Source organism: Brevundimonas sp. 357 (genome assembly GCF_003938605.1).
Classification (GTDB): Bacteria; Pseudomonadota; Alphaproteobacteria; order Caulobacterales; family Caulobacteraceae; genus Brevundimonas.
Window position 1 is genome coordinate 66,499 of sequence record NZ_RHWX01000006.1, and the last position, 16,167, is coordinate 82,665.

General features: G+C 66.6%; 14 protein-coding genes. 4 read left to right on the top strand and 10 right to left on the bottom strand.

The genetic code is table 11. From position 1 onward, the window contains the following. The first annotated feature begins 3 nt into the window (after positions 1 to 3). A complete protein-coding gene (locus EGK63_RS06915) occupies positions 4 to 261 on the top strand; it encodes a hypothetical protein (RefSeq protein WP_125900548.1) in 258 nt (85 codons plus the stop codon). Here the strand turns inward: EGK63_RS06915 and EGK63_RS06920 are convergent. The 8 genes from EGK63_RS06920 to EGK63_RS06955 form a co-directional block, all read right to left on the bottom strand. Continuing rightward, the gene (locus EGK63_RS06920) at positions 258 to 1,286 is read right to left on the bottom strand and encodes a mitochondrial fission ELM1 family protein (RefSeq protein ID WP_125900549.1); all 1,029 of its coding nucleotides are present in this window, start codon (positions 1,284 to 1,286) and stop codon (positions 258 to 260) included. The genes EGK63_RS06915 and EGK63_RS06920 overlap by 4 nt on opposite strands. Continuing rightward, positions 1,277 to 1,750: a transcription elongation factor GreA gene (greA, locus tag EGK63_RS06925; RefSeq protein ID WP_125900550.1), complete on the bottom strand. Its 474-nt coding sequence runs from the start codon at positions 1,748 to 1,750 to the stop codon at positions 1,277 to 1,279. The genes EGK63_RS06920 and greA overlap by 10 nt, the downstream gene beginning before the upstream one ends. Positions 1,751 to 1,928: 178 nt before the next feature. Beyond that, positions 1,929 to 2,141 carry a hypothetical protein gene (locus EGK63_RS06930; RefSeq protein ID WP_125900551.1) on the bottom strand — a complete coding sequence of 71 codons (213 nt, stop codon included), beginning with the start codon at positions 2,139 to 2,141 and terminating at the stop codon, positions 1,929 to 1,931. A 53-nt stretch (positions 2,142 to 2,194) separates the two neighbouring features. Further along, positions 2,195 to 2,410, bottom strand: a complete 216-nt coding sequence (locus EGK63_RS06935) for a cysteine protease (RefSeq protein ID WP_125900552.1) — start codon at positions 2,408 to 2,410, stop codon at positions 2,195 to 2,197. 296 nt (positions 2,411 to 2,706) lie between these two features. After that, on the bottom strand, positions 2,707 to 6,006 hold the full coding sequence (carB, locus tag EGK63_RS06940) for a carbamoyl-phosphate synthase large subunit (protein WP_125900553.1): 3,300 nt from the start codon (positions 6,004 to 6,006) through the stop codon (positions 2,707 to 2,709). A gap of 11 nt (positions 6,007 to 6,017) precedes the next feature. Next, positions 6,018 to 6,338, bottom strand: a complete 321-nt coding sequence (locus tag EGK63_RS06945; protein ID WP_125900554.1) for a ribonuclease E inhibitor RraB — start codon at positions 6,336 to 6,338, stop codon at positions 6,018 to 6,020. A 173-nt stretch (positions 6,339 to 6,511) separates the two neighbouring features. Next, complete coding sequence (locus EGK63_RS06950) at positions 6,512 to 9,832, bottom strand: TonB-dependent receptor domain-containing protein (protein ID WP_165906551.1); 3,321 nt, start codon at positions 9,830 to 9,832, stop codon at positions 6,512 to 6,514. Positions 9,833 to 10,055: 223 nt separating this feature from the next. Next, positions 10,056 to 10,754, bottom strand: coding sequence for an HAD family hydrolase (locus tag EGK63_RS06955; protein ID WP_125900556.1), 699 nt, complete (start codon positions 10,752 to 10,754; stop codon positions 10,056 to 10,058). A gap of 121 nt (positions 10,755 to 10,875) precedes the next feature. Here EGK63_RS06955 and EGK63_RS06960 point away from each other — a divergent pair, with 121 nt between their 5' ends. The 3 genes from EGK63_RS06960 (at position 10,876) to EGK63_RS06970 (ending at position 14,396) form a co-directional block, all read left to right on the top strand. Continuing rightward, on the top strand, positions 10,876 to 12,183 hold the full coding sequence (locus EGK63_RS06960) for an amino acid permease (RefSeq protein WP_125900557.1): 1,308 nt from the start codon (positions 10,876 to 10,878) through the stop codon (positions 12,181 to 12,183). 86 nt (positions 12,184 to 12,269) lie between these two features. Further along, positions 12,270 to 13,430, top strand: a complete 1,161-nt coding sequence (gene carA / locus EGK63_RS06965) for a glutamine-hydrolyzing carbamoyl-phosphate synthase small subunit (RefSeq protein WP_125900558.1) — start codon at positions 12,270 to 12,272, stop codon at positions 13,428 to 13,430. Next, positions 13,431 to 14,396, top strand: coding sequence for a hypothetical protein (locus EGK63_RS06970; protein ID WP_125900559.1), 966 nt, complete (start codon positions 13,431 to 13,433; stop codon positions 14,394 to 14,396). A gap of 4 nt (positions 14,397 to 14,400) precedes the next feature. On the opposite strand, the gene EGK63_RS06975 is transcribed toward EGK63_RS06970, so the two are convergent. Both EGK63_RS06975 and EGK63_RS06980 read right to left on the bottom strand, forming a co-directional pair. After that, the gene (locus EGK63_RS06975) at positions 14,401 to 14,664 is read right to left on the bottom strand and encodes a hypothetical protein (RefSeq protein WP_125900560.1); all 264 of its coding nucleotides are present in this window, start codon (positions 14,662 to 14,664) and stop codon (positions 14,401 to 14,403) included. A 184-nt stretch (positions 14,665 to 14,848) separates the two neighbouring features. Further along, positions 14,849 to 16,060, bottom strand: coding sequence for a patatin-like phospholipase family protein (locus tag EGK63_RS06980; RefSeq protein ID WP_125900561.1), 1,212 nt, complete (start codon positions 16,058 to 16,060; stop codon positions 14,849 to 14,851). Between the last annotated feature and the right edge of the window lie 107 nt (positions 16,061 to 16,167).

Consider the following 16,167-nt stretch of genomic DNA (forward strand, 5'->3'; position numbering starts at 1 on the left):
GAGATGAAGCAGGTGAACAAGGCGGCCTGGATGCCGGTCGGCATCGGCGCGGGCATCGCGATCGGCGCCGGGATCGGCGCGGCGACCGACAATCTGGCGATGTGGCTGGCGCTGGGCGTGGCCATCGGTTCGGGTCTGGGCGTGGCCCTGATGGGGCTGAGCGGCGTCAAGCGAGCGGACAATAAGACCGAAGAGGCTGCACCGCTGACGGACGGCGTTCCCAGCGTGAACAGCCACCACAGCGACGGCGGCGGCGACTAGGCTCGACGTATCGCCGCCAGCACGGCGCGGGCCGCGCGTTCGGTCTCGTTCAGCGGTTCATAGATCCACGACGCCAGCGTGCCGTCGAACGCACGGGCGGCGCCGCGCGCCTGAAGATGGGCGTGCAGGCGGGCGAACTTGCCCGGCGCCTTCTTCGCGACCATCGGCAGGATGTGGACGGGCTTGCCGGTCGAGGCGGCCTCGGCGGCCATGTTGGCGCTGTCCTCGGTGACGAGGATGTGGTCGGCGCCGTCCAGCATGGCGAACAGGGGATTGTCGCCCTCGCCGTCCCAGATCCAGCCGGGCAGGGTCGACAGGCGTTCGCTCATCGCCGCCTTGGCCGCCTGCGGCGTGCGGCGCGAATAGGTCAGCAGCAGGGCGCCGTTCGCGGCGGTCACGGCCTCGGCGATCCGGTCGGCCAGATCGGCGGCGTGGGCGGGCGGCAGGTCGAAGGCGGCGGACGCTCCGCCCACCATCACCGCCACGCGCGGATGGGACAGGGGGGCGATGCGCGCGGCGAAGGCGGGCGCCGCCTCGGCCAGACGCTCGCGGGTGATGCGGTGGGGGCTGCCGGTGATCGACAGGACGTTGGGGCCGCTGAGGCCGTCATGGGCGGGGGCGACGATCAGGTCGTAGCGGTCGTTGCGCCAGCGCGGGTTCTGGGTCTGGACGACGAAGGTCTTGCCGCCGCTCCAACCGCGCACGCGCGCCGACAGCGGCAGGCTGGCGCGCCCCGTGGCGATCCAAAGGTCGGGCCATTCGGTCACGCCGCGCGGATCGAACGACCCCGGCGCCAGCATGGCGGGGGTCTTCAGCGCCGACGGCCAGCGGTCGAAGGCGGGGCGCCAGCGGACGGTCTGGATCTTGATTTCGGCCGGGGTCAGGCGGGCGACGGCCTCGGCCAGCCCTAGGGCCTGATTCTGGATGCCGGTGCGTCCGTCGGACACGACCCAGATGGAAAGAGGGCGCGCGGCTGTGCCGCGCGCCCTGCCTTCAGCCTCGATGTCGGCGGAGGTTACTTCCACTCGACCTTGAGGATCTCATAGGCCTTCACGCCGCCGGGCGTGTTGACCTCGACCACGTCGCCGACCTCTTTCGAGATCAGGGCGCGGGCGATCGGCGAGGCGATGGAGATCTTGCCCAGCTTCACGTCGGCTTCGTGTTCGCCGACGATCTGATAGACGCCCTCTTCCTCGGTGTCCTCGTCCACGAAGGTGACGGTGGCGCCGAACTTGACCTGGCTGCCCGACAGCTTGGACACGTCGATCACCTGGGCGCGCGACAGCTTGTCCTCGATCTCGGCGATCGAGCCTTCGATCCAGCCCTGGCGTTCCTTGGCTGCGTGGTATTCGGCGTTTTCAGACAGATCGCCATGTTCGCGGGCTTCCGCGATGGCGGCGATCACGCTGGGTCGTTCCACCGATTTCAATTGCTTGAGTTGATCGTCGAGGGAGCGATATCCCTCGGCCGTCATCGGCACTTTTTCCATTGTGTCGTGAGTTTCTTGCTACGCCCGAAGACAGGTGAGAGACGTTCCGGTACCGCTGCGGCCACGGGGGCGTTGCGTGACCGGCCAAGGAAGTTAGGGCGCCCGACGCCCAAACTCAAGATGGCGAAACGACGCCGCCCGGCGCGGCGCAAACGCGCAGCCGTGTTTCAGTGTTTTCTTACGGCCCGGAGGGCGGCGCGGGCGGGGACGACGGCCCGCGATCCTTGCTGAACGCGCGTCGCAGGGCCGTCCAGGCGATGAAGCCCAGGGCGGTGACGGCCAGAAGCATGAAGACGCCCGATACGACCGCGACCCCTGCGGCGATGAAGGCGATGACGAGACAGACGGCCGCGAACAGGGCGGCGATGACCTGGATAACGGACAGACGCATAAGAGGTTAACGCGGACGGCCGATCGAGGTTTCCTCTGCCTGATACAGTGCGGTCAGCGGCGCCGTCCGCTCCAGCGCTGACGCCGGTGCGGCGCGCGGGCGGCCCCTCCGCCCGGCGGCGCGCCCTGGATCGGCGCGCGGCGGCTCTTCCACAGCCGCCAGGCCAGGGTCGCCAGGGCGATCTTGCCCGCGTGGCGGGCGGCCAGGCTGCGTCCTCGGCGTGACAGCAGCAGGCCGCCCAGCAGGGTGGAAAGGCGAGACAGGGACATGGGCGGCGTTTCCTCTGGAAGCGGGTTCCTCAGAGGAACGGCCGGGACGCCGCCGGGTTCAGCGCCCTTGCCTGGCGTTTGGGCATCAGGGCTTCTGCGGCCCGGACCGGGCCTTCGACGCTCAGGGTCACGGCGGGTTCGGGCGTTATGGGGCGCATGCACACTCTCAGCCGTCATCTTCGGGTCAAGCCTGAGGATGACGGCGACTATATGGGGATGGCGGCGCCTAGGCGGGGCCACGAAAAAGCCCCCGGCGATTGCTCGCCGGGGGCCGTTGTTCAGCACGGGGCCTGATCTCAGTTGTAGCTCTGGATCGGGCGCACATCCATTTCGCCGTGGCGGACGGCGGCGATGCCTTGCGCGGCGGCCAGGGAGCCGGACGCCGTGGTGTAATAGGGGATCTTCATCATCAGCGCCGTGCGGCGGATCGAGAAGCTGTCGGCCAGGGCCTGCTTGCCGTCCGTGGTGTTGAAGACCAGCTGGACCTCGCCGTTCTTCATGGCGTCGACGATGTTGGGACGGCCTTCCAGCACCTTCTTGACCAGACCGACCTCAAGGCCCTGTTCGGTCAGATAGGTGTGGGTGCCGCCGGTGGCGATGACCGAGAAGCCCTGCGCCAGCAGGGTCTTCACCGCCTCGACGATGAAGGGCTTGTCGGCGTCGCGCACCGAGACGAAGGCCGTGCCCTCGGTCGGCAGGATGGTGCCGCCGCCGGTCTGGGACTTGGCGAAGGCGCGGGCGAAGGCGGGGGCCAGATCGGCCTCGCCCTCACGCTTCCAGTCCAGGCCCATGACCTCGCCGGTCGAGCGCATTTCCGGGCCCAGGATGGTGTCGACTCCGGCGAAGCGGGCGAAGGGGAAGACGGCTTCCTTGACCGCGATGTGGTCCAGTTCCTTGTCGACCAGACCGAAGGACGACAGCGGAACCCCGGCCATGACCTTGGCGGCGATGGCGGCGACCGGCTGGCCGATGGTCTTGGCGACGAAGGGCGCCGTGCGGCTGGCGCGCGGGTTCACTTCCAGCACGAAGATGCGCGGGTTCTCGCTGTGCGGCTCCTCGATGGCGAACTGCACGTTCATCAGGCCGCGCACCTTCAGGGCCTTGGCCATGGCGGTGGTCTGACGCTTCAGCTCGGCCACGGTTTCGGGGCGCAGGGAGAAAGGCGGCATGGAACAGGCGCTGTCGCCCGAGTGGACGCCGGCTTCCTCGATATGCTCCAGAACCCCGGCGACGAAGACGGTCTCGTCGTCGCACAGGGCGTCCACGTCCACTTCCGTGGCGCGGTTCAGATAGTGGTCGATCAGCACGGGATCGTCGCCCGAGACGCGCATGGCCTCGCCGACGTAGCGGTCCAGACCCTCGCGGTCGTGGACGATCATCATGCCGCGGCCGCCCAGCACATAGGAGGGGCGCAGGACGACCGGATAGCCGACCTCCTCGGCCTTGATCGCGGCTTCCTCGGCCGAGCGGGCCAGGGCGTTGGGCGGCTGTTGCAGGCCGATGGCCTGAAGCATCTGCTGGAAGCGCTCGCGGTCCTCGGCCAGGTCGATGCTGTCGACGCTGGTGCCCAGGATCGGCACGCCGTCTTCCTGAAGCGCATGGGCCAGCTTCAGCGGGGTCTGGCCGCCGAACTGGACGACCACGCCCAGCAGTTCGCCCTTCGAGCGTTCGACGTCGATCAGCTCCAGCACGTCCTCGGCCGTCAGCGGCTCGAAATACAGGCGGTCGGAGGTGTCGTAGTCGGTCGAGACCGTTTCAGGGTTGCAGTTGACCATGATGCTCTCGACGCCGATGTCGTCGAAGGCGAAGGCCGCGTGGCAGCAGCAGTAGTCGAACTCGATGCCCTGGCCGATGCGGTTCGGTCCGCCGCCCAGAATGACGGCCTTCTTGCGATCCGACACCTCGGCCTCGCAGGCCGGGATCTGACCCAGCGCGCCGGTCTCATAGGTCGAATACATATAGGCGGTGGCCGAGGCGAACTCGGCGGCGCAGGTATCGATGCGCTTGAACACCGGGCGCACGTCCAGGGCGCGGCGGGCCTTGCGGACCTCGCCCTCGGTCTTGCCGGTCAGGGCGCCCAGACGGGCGTCCGAGAAGCCCTTGGCCTTCAGCTTGCGGAAGGCGGTCGCGTCGGTCGGCAGTCCCTGAACGCGAACGTGGCCCTCGGTGCGGATCAGATCGGCGATCTGGCGCAGGAACCACGGTTCATAGGCGCAGGCGGCCTGCACTTCTTCCACGGTCAGGCCGTGGCGGAAGGCCTGGGCGATGACGCGGATGCGGTCCGGCGTCGGCAGGCCCAGGGCGCGGATGACGGCGGCCTTGATCGCGGCGTCGTCCTCGGCGCCGGCCACGCCGTCGATCTCGATGTCGTCGAAGCCGTTCAGGCCCGTCTCCAGCCCGCGCAGGGCCTTCTGCATGGATTCCTGGAAGGTGCGGCCGATGGCCATGACCTCGCCGACCGACTTCATCGCCGTGGTCAGCGACGGCTCGGAGCCCGGATATTTCTCGAAGGCGAAGCGTGGGATCTTGGTGACGACATAGTCGATGGCCGGCTCGAAGCTGGCCGGGGTCACCATGGTGATGTCGTTCTTCAACTCGTCCAGCGTATAGCCGACGGCCAGCTTGGCGGCGATCTTGGCGATCGGGAAGCCGGTGGCCTTGGACGCCAGCGCCGATGAGCGCGACACGCGCGGGTTCATTTCGATGACGACCAGACGGCCGTCCTTGGGGTTGACCGCGAACTGGACGTTCGAGCCGCCCGTCTCGACCCCGATCTCGCGCAGCACGGCGATCGAGGCCGCGCGCATCATCTGATATTCCTTGTCCGTCAGGGTCATGGCCGGGGCGACGGTGATGCTGTCGCCGGTGTGGACTCCCATCGGGTCGATGTTCTCGATCGAACAGATGATGATGCAGTTGTCCGCATGATCGCGGACGACCTCCATCTCATATTCCTTCCAGCCCAGCACCGACTCTTCGATCAGCACTTCGGTGGTCGGCGACAGGTCCAGACCGCGCTCCACGATCTCGTGGAATTCCTCGACGTTGTAGGCGATGCCGCCGCCGGTGCCTGCCAGGGTGAACGACGGGCGGATGATGGCGGGCAGGCCCACGAAGGCCAGGGCGTCGTCGGCTTCCTCGATGTGGTGGATGGCGCGCGAGCGGGGCGATTCCAGACCCAGCTTGTCCATCGCGTCGCGGAACTTCTGACGGTCCTCGGCCTTGTCGATGACCTCGGCCTTGGCGCCGATCATCTCGACGCCGTGGCGGGCCAGGGCGCCCGAGGCGTTCAGAGCCAGGGCGGTGTTCAGCGCCGTCTGGCCGCCCATGGTGGGCAGCAGGGCGTCTGGCTTCTCCTTGGCGATGATCTTCTCGACCATCTCGGGGGTGATCGGCTCGATATAGGTGGCGTCGGCCACCTCCGGGTCGGTCATGATGGTGGCGGGGTTCGAGTTGACCAGGATGACCCGGTAGCCCTCGGCCTTCAGCGCCTTGCAGGCCTGAACGCCCGAATAGTCGAACTCGCACGCCTGGCCGATGACGATCGGACCGGCGCCGATGATCAGGATGGACTTGATGTCTGTGCGCTTGGGCATCGGCGTTCGTCTCAGTTCGTCACGACCGCGCACTCCCAGCCGTCGTAGTCGAGCTGGAAGGCCGCGGCCCAGGTTTGCATCATGGCCGACACAGGCGAAAACGACGCCTCGTCGACCGGCATGGTGGTCTCCAGGACGGTCATGTCGCCCTGGCCCCGCGTCAGGAAGCCCGCACGGCGGGCCACCTCGCACAGGTCGCCGTGCGCCTCTTCCTCGCCGTAGAAGTAGAACAGCGTATGGCGCGGGGTGATCCCGCTGTCGCCTTGCTCAATGAGCGCGGCGCGCACCATGGCGTCCTTTTCTTCATGACTGGTCAGGGCGGCGGTCTCCACGCGCGCAGACGGACGGGCGCGAGCGCGCTCGCGGCCGATCCGTTCGGGTTGTCGGTTAAGCGGCCCGTTTAGAGACGCAGGGGCCGGTGGGCAAGGGCTTATCCCTGCTGAGCGCACAAGAAAAAGGGGCGGCCCGTAAGGACCGCCCCCAGAGTTTCAAACCTTGTCCGTTCTTAGAAGGGACGGAAGTTCAGGCCGACGAAGAAGCGACGGCCGTAGGGGTCGTAGTTCGAGTAGATGGTGGTGCCCAGGATGTCGCGCTGTTCCGCGTCAAACAGGTTCACCACGCCGGCGCGCAACGTCAGGTCGTCACGGACATTGTAGCGAACCGTGATGTCGTGGCGCGTGAAGGCGCCGGTTTCCATCTGGTCACCCAGACGAGAGTCGGCGTTGTTGATGAAGTTGCGGGCGCGAACGATGTTCGCGCTCGACTGCCAGTCGGCCGTCCAGTTGACATTCCAGATGTCGTTCGGACGCCAGGACAGCGACGACGCCAGGCGGACACGCGGATAGGCGTTGGTGCCGCTCAGGGTGATGCTGCCGGCCAGTTCATCATAATCCGACGGATCGGACTCGTTCAGGAACTGCTTCTGCTCGATCAGCCACGAACCGTTCAGACGCCAGTCGAAGGCGCCCCAGTTCTTGCCCCAATCCGCGGTGTCCCACGAATAGTTGGCGCCGAAGTCGAGACCACGGGTTTCCAGAGCGGCGTAGTTGAACGAACGCTCGATGAAGCCGCCGATCGGATCGCCGTTCGGCGCGCCGACGCCGAACGGAATGTTCGGGTTGTTGCGGAAGACCGAGTTACAGGCGTCCATGTTGAGTTCGGCGCCGCTGACGCAGTTGGCGGCGATGCCGGCGGCCGACACCGAGGCGATGACCTTGTCGATGCTGATCTCATAGTAGTCCAGCGACACGGTCAGACCCGGCGCGAAGCGGGGCTGGAAGACGGTCGAGAAGGTGAACGATTCCGACTCTTCCGGTTGCAGGTCCGGGTTGCCGCCCGAGACGCCCGTCAGGCCCGAAGTGTAGTTCGGACGGAAGTCGTCGGTGTTGGTGGCCGTGGCGCCGGCGAAGTCGAACGACAGGCCTTGTTGAGCGGCCAGGGTCGTGCAGTTCTTCACGCGGTTGGCCTTGGTCTCCTGGTCGTCAAGACCAGCGATCGTGGCGGTGGCGCAGGGGTCGACAAAGTTGTTGGCGAACGTTTCGCCGTACGGCGAGAAGTTCTCACCCAGGTTCGGCACGCGAACCGAGGAGTTGAAGCTGGTCTTGAAGGTGATGTCGCGGATCGGACGGTAGACCAGGTTCACGCCATAGACGTCGACGTTGCCGACGGTCGAATAGTCGGCCCAGCGGTACGAGCCGCTGAGTTCGGCGTACTCGCCCAGCTTGGAGTCGCGGAACAGCGGCACCGAGACTTCGGTGAACAGTTCCTTGGACTCGTAGCTGACTTCCGGGAAGTCCGCGCCGCCGTTCAGGAACAGCAGACGGTCGCCGGCGGTGGTGCTGCGGCCAACGGCCGAAGTGCTTTCCTTGCGCCATTCGCCGCCGAAGGCGAAGCCCAGGTTGCCGGCGCCCCAGAAGTCCCACAGCTCGGTCGAGATCGAGCCGATGGCCTGGTGCTGTTCGTTCATCTCCTCGACGCGAACGAAGGCGTCGACGTATTCCAGAGCTTCAGCCGACTGGTTGCCCGCGCCGAAGATGTTCAGCGGGGTGCACTGAGCGATGGCGTTGCGGCCGTACTCGGTGTCGCGCAGGTCGCCGCCACGGTGACGGTCGGCGATGACGGCGTCGCCGCGAGCGTTCATCAACGACGAACGGCAGACGATGGCGCCCGGGGTGCCCATGATGCCGGCCGTATCGACAACGGCGTCAGCGGCCAGGGCCATGCGCTGGCTGTCGACGGCGCGTTCGATGTTCTCGATCTCGGCCTTGCCGTAGGTGTAGCCCAGATCCCAGGACAGCGACTTGGCGAAGCCCACGGGGCCGTGGTTGCCGTCGAAGCCCACGACATAGCGTTGGATGTCGCGGGTGTTGGCCTGTGAGCGTTGCGGACCGAAGAAGGTGTGACGCGCGATCGGCAGGCTTTCGGTGCCGATCAGTTCGCCGGCGTTCGCGGCGGTCGGCGGCGCATAGATGTCGATGCGGTTGTTGGCGATGGCGTCCTTCACCGTCTGCGGTAGGAAGGCGTTATCGGCCCAGCGCAGGTCGAAAGCGGACGAACCCCAGATGGAGTTGGTTTGACCAGCGCCGTAGGAGTCGTTGTCCAGATCGACGTCGAAGAACGTCCGCTGGCCGCGCATGAAGGTTTCTTCGGTGACGTACTTGGCCGACGCGTGGAAGTTGATCGAGTCGGTGATCTTGAAGTTGGTCCCGACCTGATAACGCTGCGACTCCGAAGCCGGAACGCGGCTGAAGCCGGCGACTTCGCCCAGCGGCATGCCGTCGCCGCCGATGTTGTACGGGCGGTTGATGCCGACGTTGCCCACGCGCTGGCCGAAGTTGGCCGGGCGGGCGCCGCCGTTTTCATACCAGAAGGTCTTGCCCGGCATGATGCCGAAGCAGTTGGCGGCGTAGGAGAAGTTGCCGCCGGGGAGGCAGTTCTCGTAAGGCACGTTCGGGTTGGTCAGGTCGCTGGGACGCTGCAGGTTGGCCAGGGTGGTCTGGCCCCACGGCACGATGTCCAGGCGGTTCACGCCGTAGAAGACGCCGGCGTCCAGCAGGCCGTCGTACGGACGGTTGGTCGGGTCGGCGTCGATGGCCAGACGGATCGGGCCGCGACGGATCCAGTCGATGTCCATCGAATCGACGTTGTCGATCTTCTCGTACTCGGCGTGAGCATAGACGTTCAGGCGATCGTCCATGAAGTTCTTGCCGATCAGGCCCGAGATGCGGCGGGTGGCTTCGCCGTTGTCGTTGATCTGACCGTAGTTGGCGTCGATCTCCAGGCCTTCGAAATCCTTCTTGAGGATGAAGTTCAGCACGCCCGAGACGGCGTCTGCGCCGTAAACCGACGAGGCGCCGCCGGTGATGATTTCGACGTTCTGGATCAGCAGGCGCGGGATGGTGTCGACGTCAACCGACAGGTCGCCGCCCGAGGAACCGACATGACGGCGTCCATCGACCAGGGTCAGGGTGCGGTTGGAGCCGAGCGAACGCAGGTTGGCCAGCGACAGGCCGCCGGCGTTCAGGCTGGAACCCGTGGTGTCGGACGGCACCGTCGAGTTCTGCAGGGCCGGGATGGTGGACAGGTAATCGATCAGGCTGGTCTGGCCCGTCGACAGGATTTCTTCCTGCGTGACCTGGATCAGCGGCGTCGGCGCATTGGCGGCGCTACGACGGATACGCGAACCAGTGACGACAATTTCACCGACTTCGGTGGCTTGGGCGTCTGAGGTGGGTTGTTCGACGACCTGGGCGGAAACGGCGCCGGCGGCGACGAGGGCGCTGATCAGGACAGTGCTGCCCAGAAGGCGGGAGCGGGTGAATCGCATACAGTTAAGCCTCACATAACGACACGGTATGAACCATGATCCGCCACAGGATTGCCTCATCCGGGTCGGGTCAAGTTGGATCATGCGCGATGTGGAGCAAGTGCGACGGTAATGTTGCCGTGTTGCAAATTTGGGACGAATTTTGTCCAATAAAGACGGAATTGTGTCTCGTTATTGCGTCAATTGAGGCAATTTGCGTTCGAAATTGGGCGAAGAAGTCGTGTTACGGATTGAGCGTGCGCAGCCAGTCCGGAACCTCGTCGAAACGGCTCAGGCTGACGTAGCGAGGGTGGCCTTCGGGCGCGTCGGCGAGCTCATGGGCCCAGGTAATATGGTACGGAATATGGATTCCCCAGGCGCCCGCAGCGATTGCCGGGAGAACATCCGACTTCATGGAATTTCCCACCATAGCTGCGTCGTCTGGTGCAACGCCATGGCGCGAAAAGATCGTTTCGTAGGTCAAACGATCCTTTTCGGACACAATCTCGACGCCAGAGAAGTAGTCGCCGAGTCTGGAGGCGGCGAGCTTGCGTTCCTGATCCATCAGATCGCCCTTCGTGATCAGAATGAGGCGGTATCGCGTCGATAGATCGGCGACGGCCTCCGCGACGCCGGGCAGGGTCTCGACAGGGTGGACAAGCATCTCGCGGCCGGCGGCCAGGATCTCGCGCACGATGTGGGGCGGGGCCGAGCCGTCGCACAACTCCATCGCCGTCTCCAGCATCGACAGGGTGAAGCCCTTCACGCCGTAGCCATAGAGCCGCAGGTTGCGGCGCTCGACCTGCGCCAGGCGGTCCATCATCACCGGCTCTTCGGCGTGGTCGGCCAGCAGTTCGGCGAACCGTTTCTGGCTCAGGCGGAAAATGGTCTCATTGTGCCAGAGGGTGTCGTCGGCATCGAGGCCGACCGTGGTGACGGGCATGGGGGAGGCTCCAGAACTTCTGGCCGGGGCATTAGCATGGTTCCCTGTCCCGCTCATCCTGAAGGGAAGGCGGGAAAATCTTCATGGCGACGGCTGCGACATTTCAGTCTATGCGGCGAGCATGAGCCAAGTCGACATCCTGCCTGAACCCTCGCACCGCATCGGCTGGGGCCTGGCCGCCCTGGTGGTGGCGGGGAACATGATCGGATCGGGCGTCTACCTGTTGCCCGCCACCCTGGCGCCGACCGGCAGCAGCAGCGTCATCGGCTGGCTGGTCTGCGGGATCGGTGCGGTGACGCTGGCGCTGGTGTTCGGCGGTCTGGGGCGGATGCAGCCGGAGGCCGACGGCCTGTCGGACTTCGCCCGGCGCGGTTTGGGGCGGTTCCTGGGCTATCAGACGGGGCTGGCCTATTGGGCCGCCTGCCTGACCGGCAACGTGGCCGTGGCGGTGGCGGGGACCGGCTATCTGGCCTTCTTCTTTCCGGCGCTGAAGGAGCCGATGTGGGGGGCGGTCAGCAATCTGGCGCTGATCTGGCTGACGACGGCGGCCTATGCGGCCGGGTCGAAGACGGCGGCGCGGTTCGGGGCGATCACCCTGGTGCTGGGACTGATCCCGATCGGCCTGGCCATCATCGCCGGCGTCATCGCCTTCAGCGGAGAGACCTTCGCCGCCTCATGGAGTCCGGCGGGCGAGCCGCTGATGAAGACGGTTCCGGCGTCGCTGGCCGTGATCTTCTGGGCCTTCCTGGGCGTAGAGAGCGCGGCGGCCCTGTCCAGTCAGGTGAAGAACCCGGCGACCGACGTGGGCCGCGCCTCGCTGGGCGGAGTGTTGTTGGCCTTCGTCGTCTATGTGGCGGCCAGCGTTGCGGTGTTCGGCGTCATCCCGGCCGATGTCTTGGCCCATTCGACCAGTCCTTACGCCGATCTGGTGGCGCGGGTCATGGGGGCCTCGGTGGCCGGGCTGGTTGCGGCCTGCGCCGTCATCAAGGCGACCGGCACCATTGCGGGCTGGACCATGATGGGCGGCGAGACGGCGCGCGCCTCGGCCGAGGCGGGCTGGCTGCCGCGCTGGTTCGGCGGGGCGCAGAAGGGCAAAACGCCCCTGTCCAACCCCCTGATCAACGGCGTCATTATGAGCGCCATGGTGATCGCCAGCGCCCAGCCGACGCTGGGCCAGCAGTTCGGCGTGCTGATCGGCGTGACCTCGGTGCTGACGCTGTGCCTCTACGCCCTGTGTTCGGTGACGCTGTGGAAGCTGACGACCAAGCCGGGCTGGCGTCTGCTGGCCGTCGGCGGGGCGGTGTTTTCGGCCTTTGCGGTCGCGGCGGCGGCGGGCGGCTACATCTGGCCCAGCGTCGGCTTCTTCGCCGTGACCAGCCTGGCCTGGCTGTGGGTTCGCAAGCGACAGGGACGCTTCCAGGCGGCATAATCAGAGGCCGTGTTGACACGGCCTCTTCATCTCTTTAGCGACGCCGCCGTTTGTCCGCCCGTATTCACTGCTAGGAGCCCTGCGCCATGACGACTCAAATCCTGTCCGGCGCCACCGGCGTCCTCGTGCTTGCAGATGGAACGGTCCTGTCGGGGATCGGCGTCGGCGCGACCGGCTCGGCCCTCGGCGAGGTGGTCTTCAACACCTCGATGACGGGCTATCAGGAAATCCTGACCGACCCCTCGTACATGAGCCAGATCCTCGCCTTCACCTTCCCGCACATCGGCAATGTCGGCGTGAACCTAGAAGACGTCGAGCAGGTCGGCGAGGCGCCCGAGCGCGCGGCGCGCGGCGTCATCCTGCGCGACGTGCCGACCGATCCGGCCAACTGGCGCGCCACGGGCGGGCTGGACGCCTGGATGAAGTCGCGCGGCGTCATCGGCCTGGCGGGCGTCGACACCCGCGCCCTGACCCAGCTGATCCGCGAGAAGGGCGCCCCGCACGCCGTCATCGCCCATGATCCCGACGGTCAGTTCGACCTGGAGGCCCTGACCGCCCAGGCGCGCGACTGGAAGGGCCTGGTCGGCCTGGATCTGGCCAAGGACGCCTCGACCACCCAGGCCTTCGAATGGACCGAGGGCGCCTGGGAATGGCCGACCGGCTACGCCCAGCCCGAGGCCGGCCACAAGTCGGTGGTGGTCGTCGACTACGGCGTGAAGCGCAACATCCTGCGCGCCCTGGCCTCGACCGGGGTGAAGATCACAGTGGTCCCCGCCTCGACCACGGCGGAAGAGATTCTGGCCCGCAGCCCCGACGGCGTGGTTCTGTCGAACGGTCCGGGCGATCCGGCCGCGACCGGCGAATACGCCGTGCCCGAGATCAGGAAGCTGCTGGACAGCGGCAAGCCGCTGATGGGCATCTGCCTGGGCCACCAGATGCTGGCCATCGCCCTGGGCGCCAAGACGCTGAAGATGGAGCAGGGCCACCACGGCGCGAACCACCCGGTCAAGGATCTGACCACGGGCAAGGTCGAGATCGTGTCGATGAACCACGAGTTCTCGGTCGACCGCGACAGCCTGCCTGAGGCCGTGGTTGAAACCCATGTGTCGCTTTTCGATGGTACGAATTGCGGGATTGCGTTGAAGGATAAACCCGTGTTCAGCGTACAGCATCACCCGGAGGCCTCGTCGGGTCCGACCGACAGCCTCTATCTGTTCAAGCGTTTCGTGGATTCCATGAGGGCGTAAATGGGGGCTCCCGCAGCGAAGTCCGCTTATCTCGGTTGGGTTTCTGCTGCGATCGCAGGGGAGAGGGGGGGCTCTCTCGCTACTGCGGCGGCCGAGCATGATCTGATCCTGGGCTACGCCACAGGGTATGAGGCCGCCGACGTGGCGGTCTTCGTGCGCTCATTGCGCGCGGTCTATGCCGGCCCGGTGGTGCTGGTGACGGATCAGGAGCCTGAACTGCTGGCCTTCCTGGCTGAGCATGACGTTGAGTCCGTACCGCCCGCGTGCCTGTGCAACAGCGCCTGGCGGCCTCATCCGGTGATGCAGCGGTTCGCCGCCTTCGACATGCTGATGAGCGAACGGCCCTGGGCGCGCAGCGTCCTGCTGACCGATGTGCGCGATGTGGTCTTCCAGGCGCCGCCGTTTGATCCGCCGCCCGCCAAGCCGGAATTCTTCGTCGAGTACGACGGGGGCCTGAAGGGGCATGCCTTCAACATGAAATACCTGCGTGGTGTCGGCGGCGAGGACGTGGCGCGCGCCCTGGCGGACAAGCCGTGCGTCTGCGTCGGCACCGTCATGGGGCCGCGCGAGTGCATGATCCGCTTCTGCCGCACCCTGTTGATGCTGGCGGCCATTCCCCGATCCGAGATCGGCGGCGCCTTCGGGGCCGATCAGGCGGCCTGCAACATCGCCCTGCATCTGGGACTGGTCGAGGGGGAGGCGGCGGCCAACTACGGCCGGATCGCCACGATCGGCCTGACGTCGAGCGAGACCCTGTCGCTGGCGGACGGCCGGATCGTGAACCCGGACGGCGGGACCAGCGCGATCGTGCACCAGTACGACCGCCACCCGATCCTGATGGCCGCCATGCACGAACGCTGGGGCCAGGGCTTTGAGGTGCGCGAACGGCGCCGGGGCAAGAGCCTGTCCGAGCGCGGTCGCAAGCTGAAGGAATCCCTGGCGCGGCGCCTGCCCGAACTGCGTTGAGCTTCTAGGGCAGGGACGCAGGTTCGGCGCGACGCAAGGCGGCCGCCTTGCCGATGGCGATGACGGCGGCGTGCAGCCAGTAGTCGGCGTCCTCGCTGCGATCCTCCTGCCGACGCAGCCAGCCGCGTTGACGTCGCAGGGCGGCGTTGGCCAGTAGGCGGGCATGCAGGGCGCGAGGCTTGAGCAGGGGAACAGCGGGAGAGCCGGGGACGGCGACGGCGTCGGGGCCTTGGGGCTCCACCGCCGGGCGGGCGATGGCGATGAACATGAGAAAACCCATCTGACAACGGCGTCGTTCGCGGTCTGCGGCGGCTCCGTCTGGAACAGCCCCTGCTTCTCAGGGGCGCAGGAAGAATCCACAGGCTCTGTGGACAGTTCCGCCGTTATACGAAAAATATTGTTCGTAATCAGATGGTTGCGGCCGCATTGCGGACAATATGGTTAACCAATTCCTAACCGACAGGTGGGGCGATCACGACCGCTGGCGGCGCTTGTTCCCTGTGGCGGCGGCGGGATTGACGTGGTTCCGACGGATCAACGCGCCGCTCGAAAGCGCGACCGGCCTGGGCCTCGTTCTCGCCCGCTTGGAACAGGGCGGTCATGTGGGCCTGGGTGAAGTCCAGGGTGTTGGCCTCGACGTGGTCGGGGATGGCCGCCACCGACAGGGTCAGGCCATAGCGACGGGCGAACTGGGTGACGGCGGTCAGGTCGGAGCGCTGCAGGGCCTTCATCATGGTGTCGAAGCTGCGGGCGGCGATGCTGATGGCCGAGATGCGCGAGACCTCGAAACGCGGATCCCACTTGCCGTTGACCACGACCCAGATGCGGGCGTCGCCCAGGGGGCGGGCGTCGGGCGTCTCCAGCAGCAGGGCCTGGGGCACGACCAGGAAGCTGGAGACCGTGCCGCCGTCGACGTGCAGTTCCTGAATGCGGCGGCCCTGATGCTCGACGTCCAGCAGGACGGGCGGGAAGGCGCCGGGGATGCTGGCCGAGGCGATCAGCACATTGACGAACAGCAGGCGCGAGGCCGGGTCGGTGCGCTGGGCGATGGCGCCCATGTCCCAGACGACCTGGGTCTGGGTGTCCAGGCTGGTGGTCGAGACATAGAGGCGGCGGCCCTTGCGGTGCTCCTCGGCGATGGCCGCCAGCAGCTCGGGCGAGATGTTGTTCAGCACCAGATTGGTCAGGGGCTCGGGCTTGAAGACGCCGGGCAGCATCAGGGCCAGCACGCCGCGCGACTTCAGCAGGTCATCGGTCTGGCCGCTGGTGTAGGCGTGCTCCAGCGCCGGATCGAAGCGCGGGCCTGCGAAGACGAAGGGGGCGATCAGGGCGCCGGTCGAAACGCCCGTCACCACCTCGAACTGGGGCCGGTTTCCGGCCTGGCTCCAGCCGACCATGACGCCCGCGCCATAGGCGCCGTTGGCTCCGCCGCCGGACAGGGCCAGGATGTCGAAGGTTCCATCGCGGGTGGCGTTCTGGGTGTTGACCGTCTCGCGCACGAAGCGGTCGCGGGCCTCGGGGGTCAGGAAGTCGTAGCGCCAGGGCGGGCTGGCGGCGGCCAGATCGGCGGCGTCGAAGGCCGGGCGCGGAATGGTCTGGCAGGCGCCGAGGGTCAGGAAGACGGCGGGCAGCAGCAACAGAACAAGCAGACGAAATCGGCGCATGATCGCAAGGGCTCCGGCAGGGCTGGAACGACTTAAAGCGCAGTCGTGCGACAGAAGGAAGTCAGGCGGTTGTCCACGGACTTATCCCCAGGCGGTGTTTTGGTCGG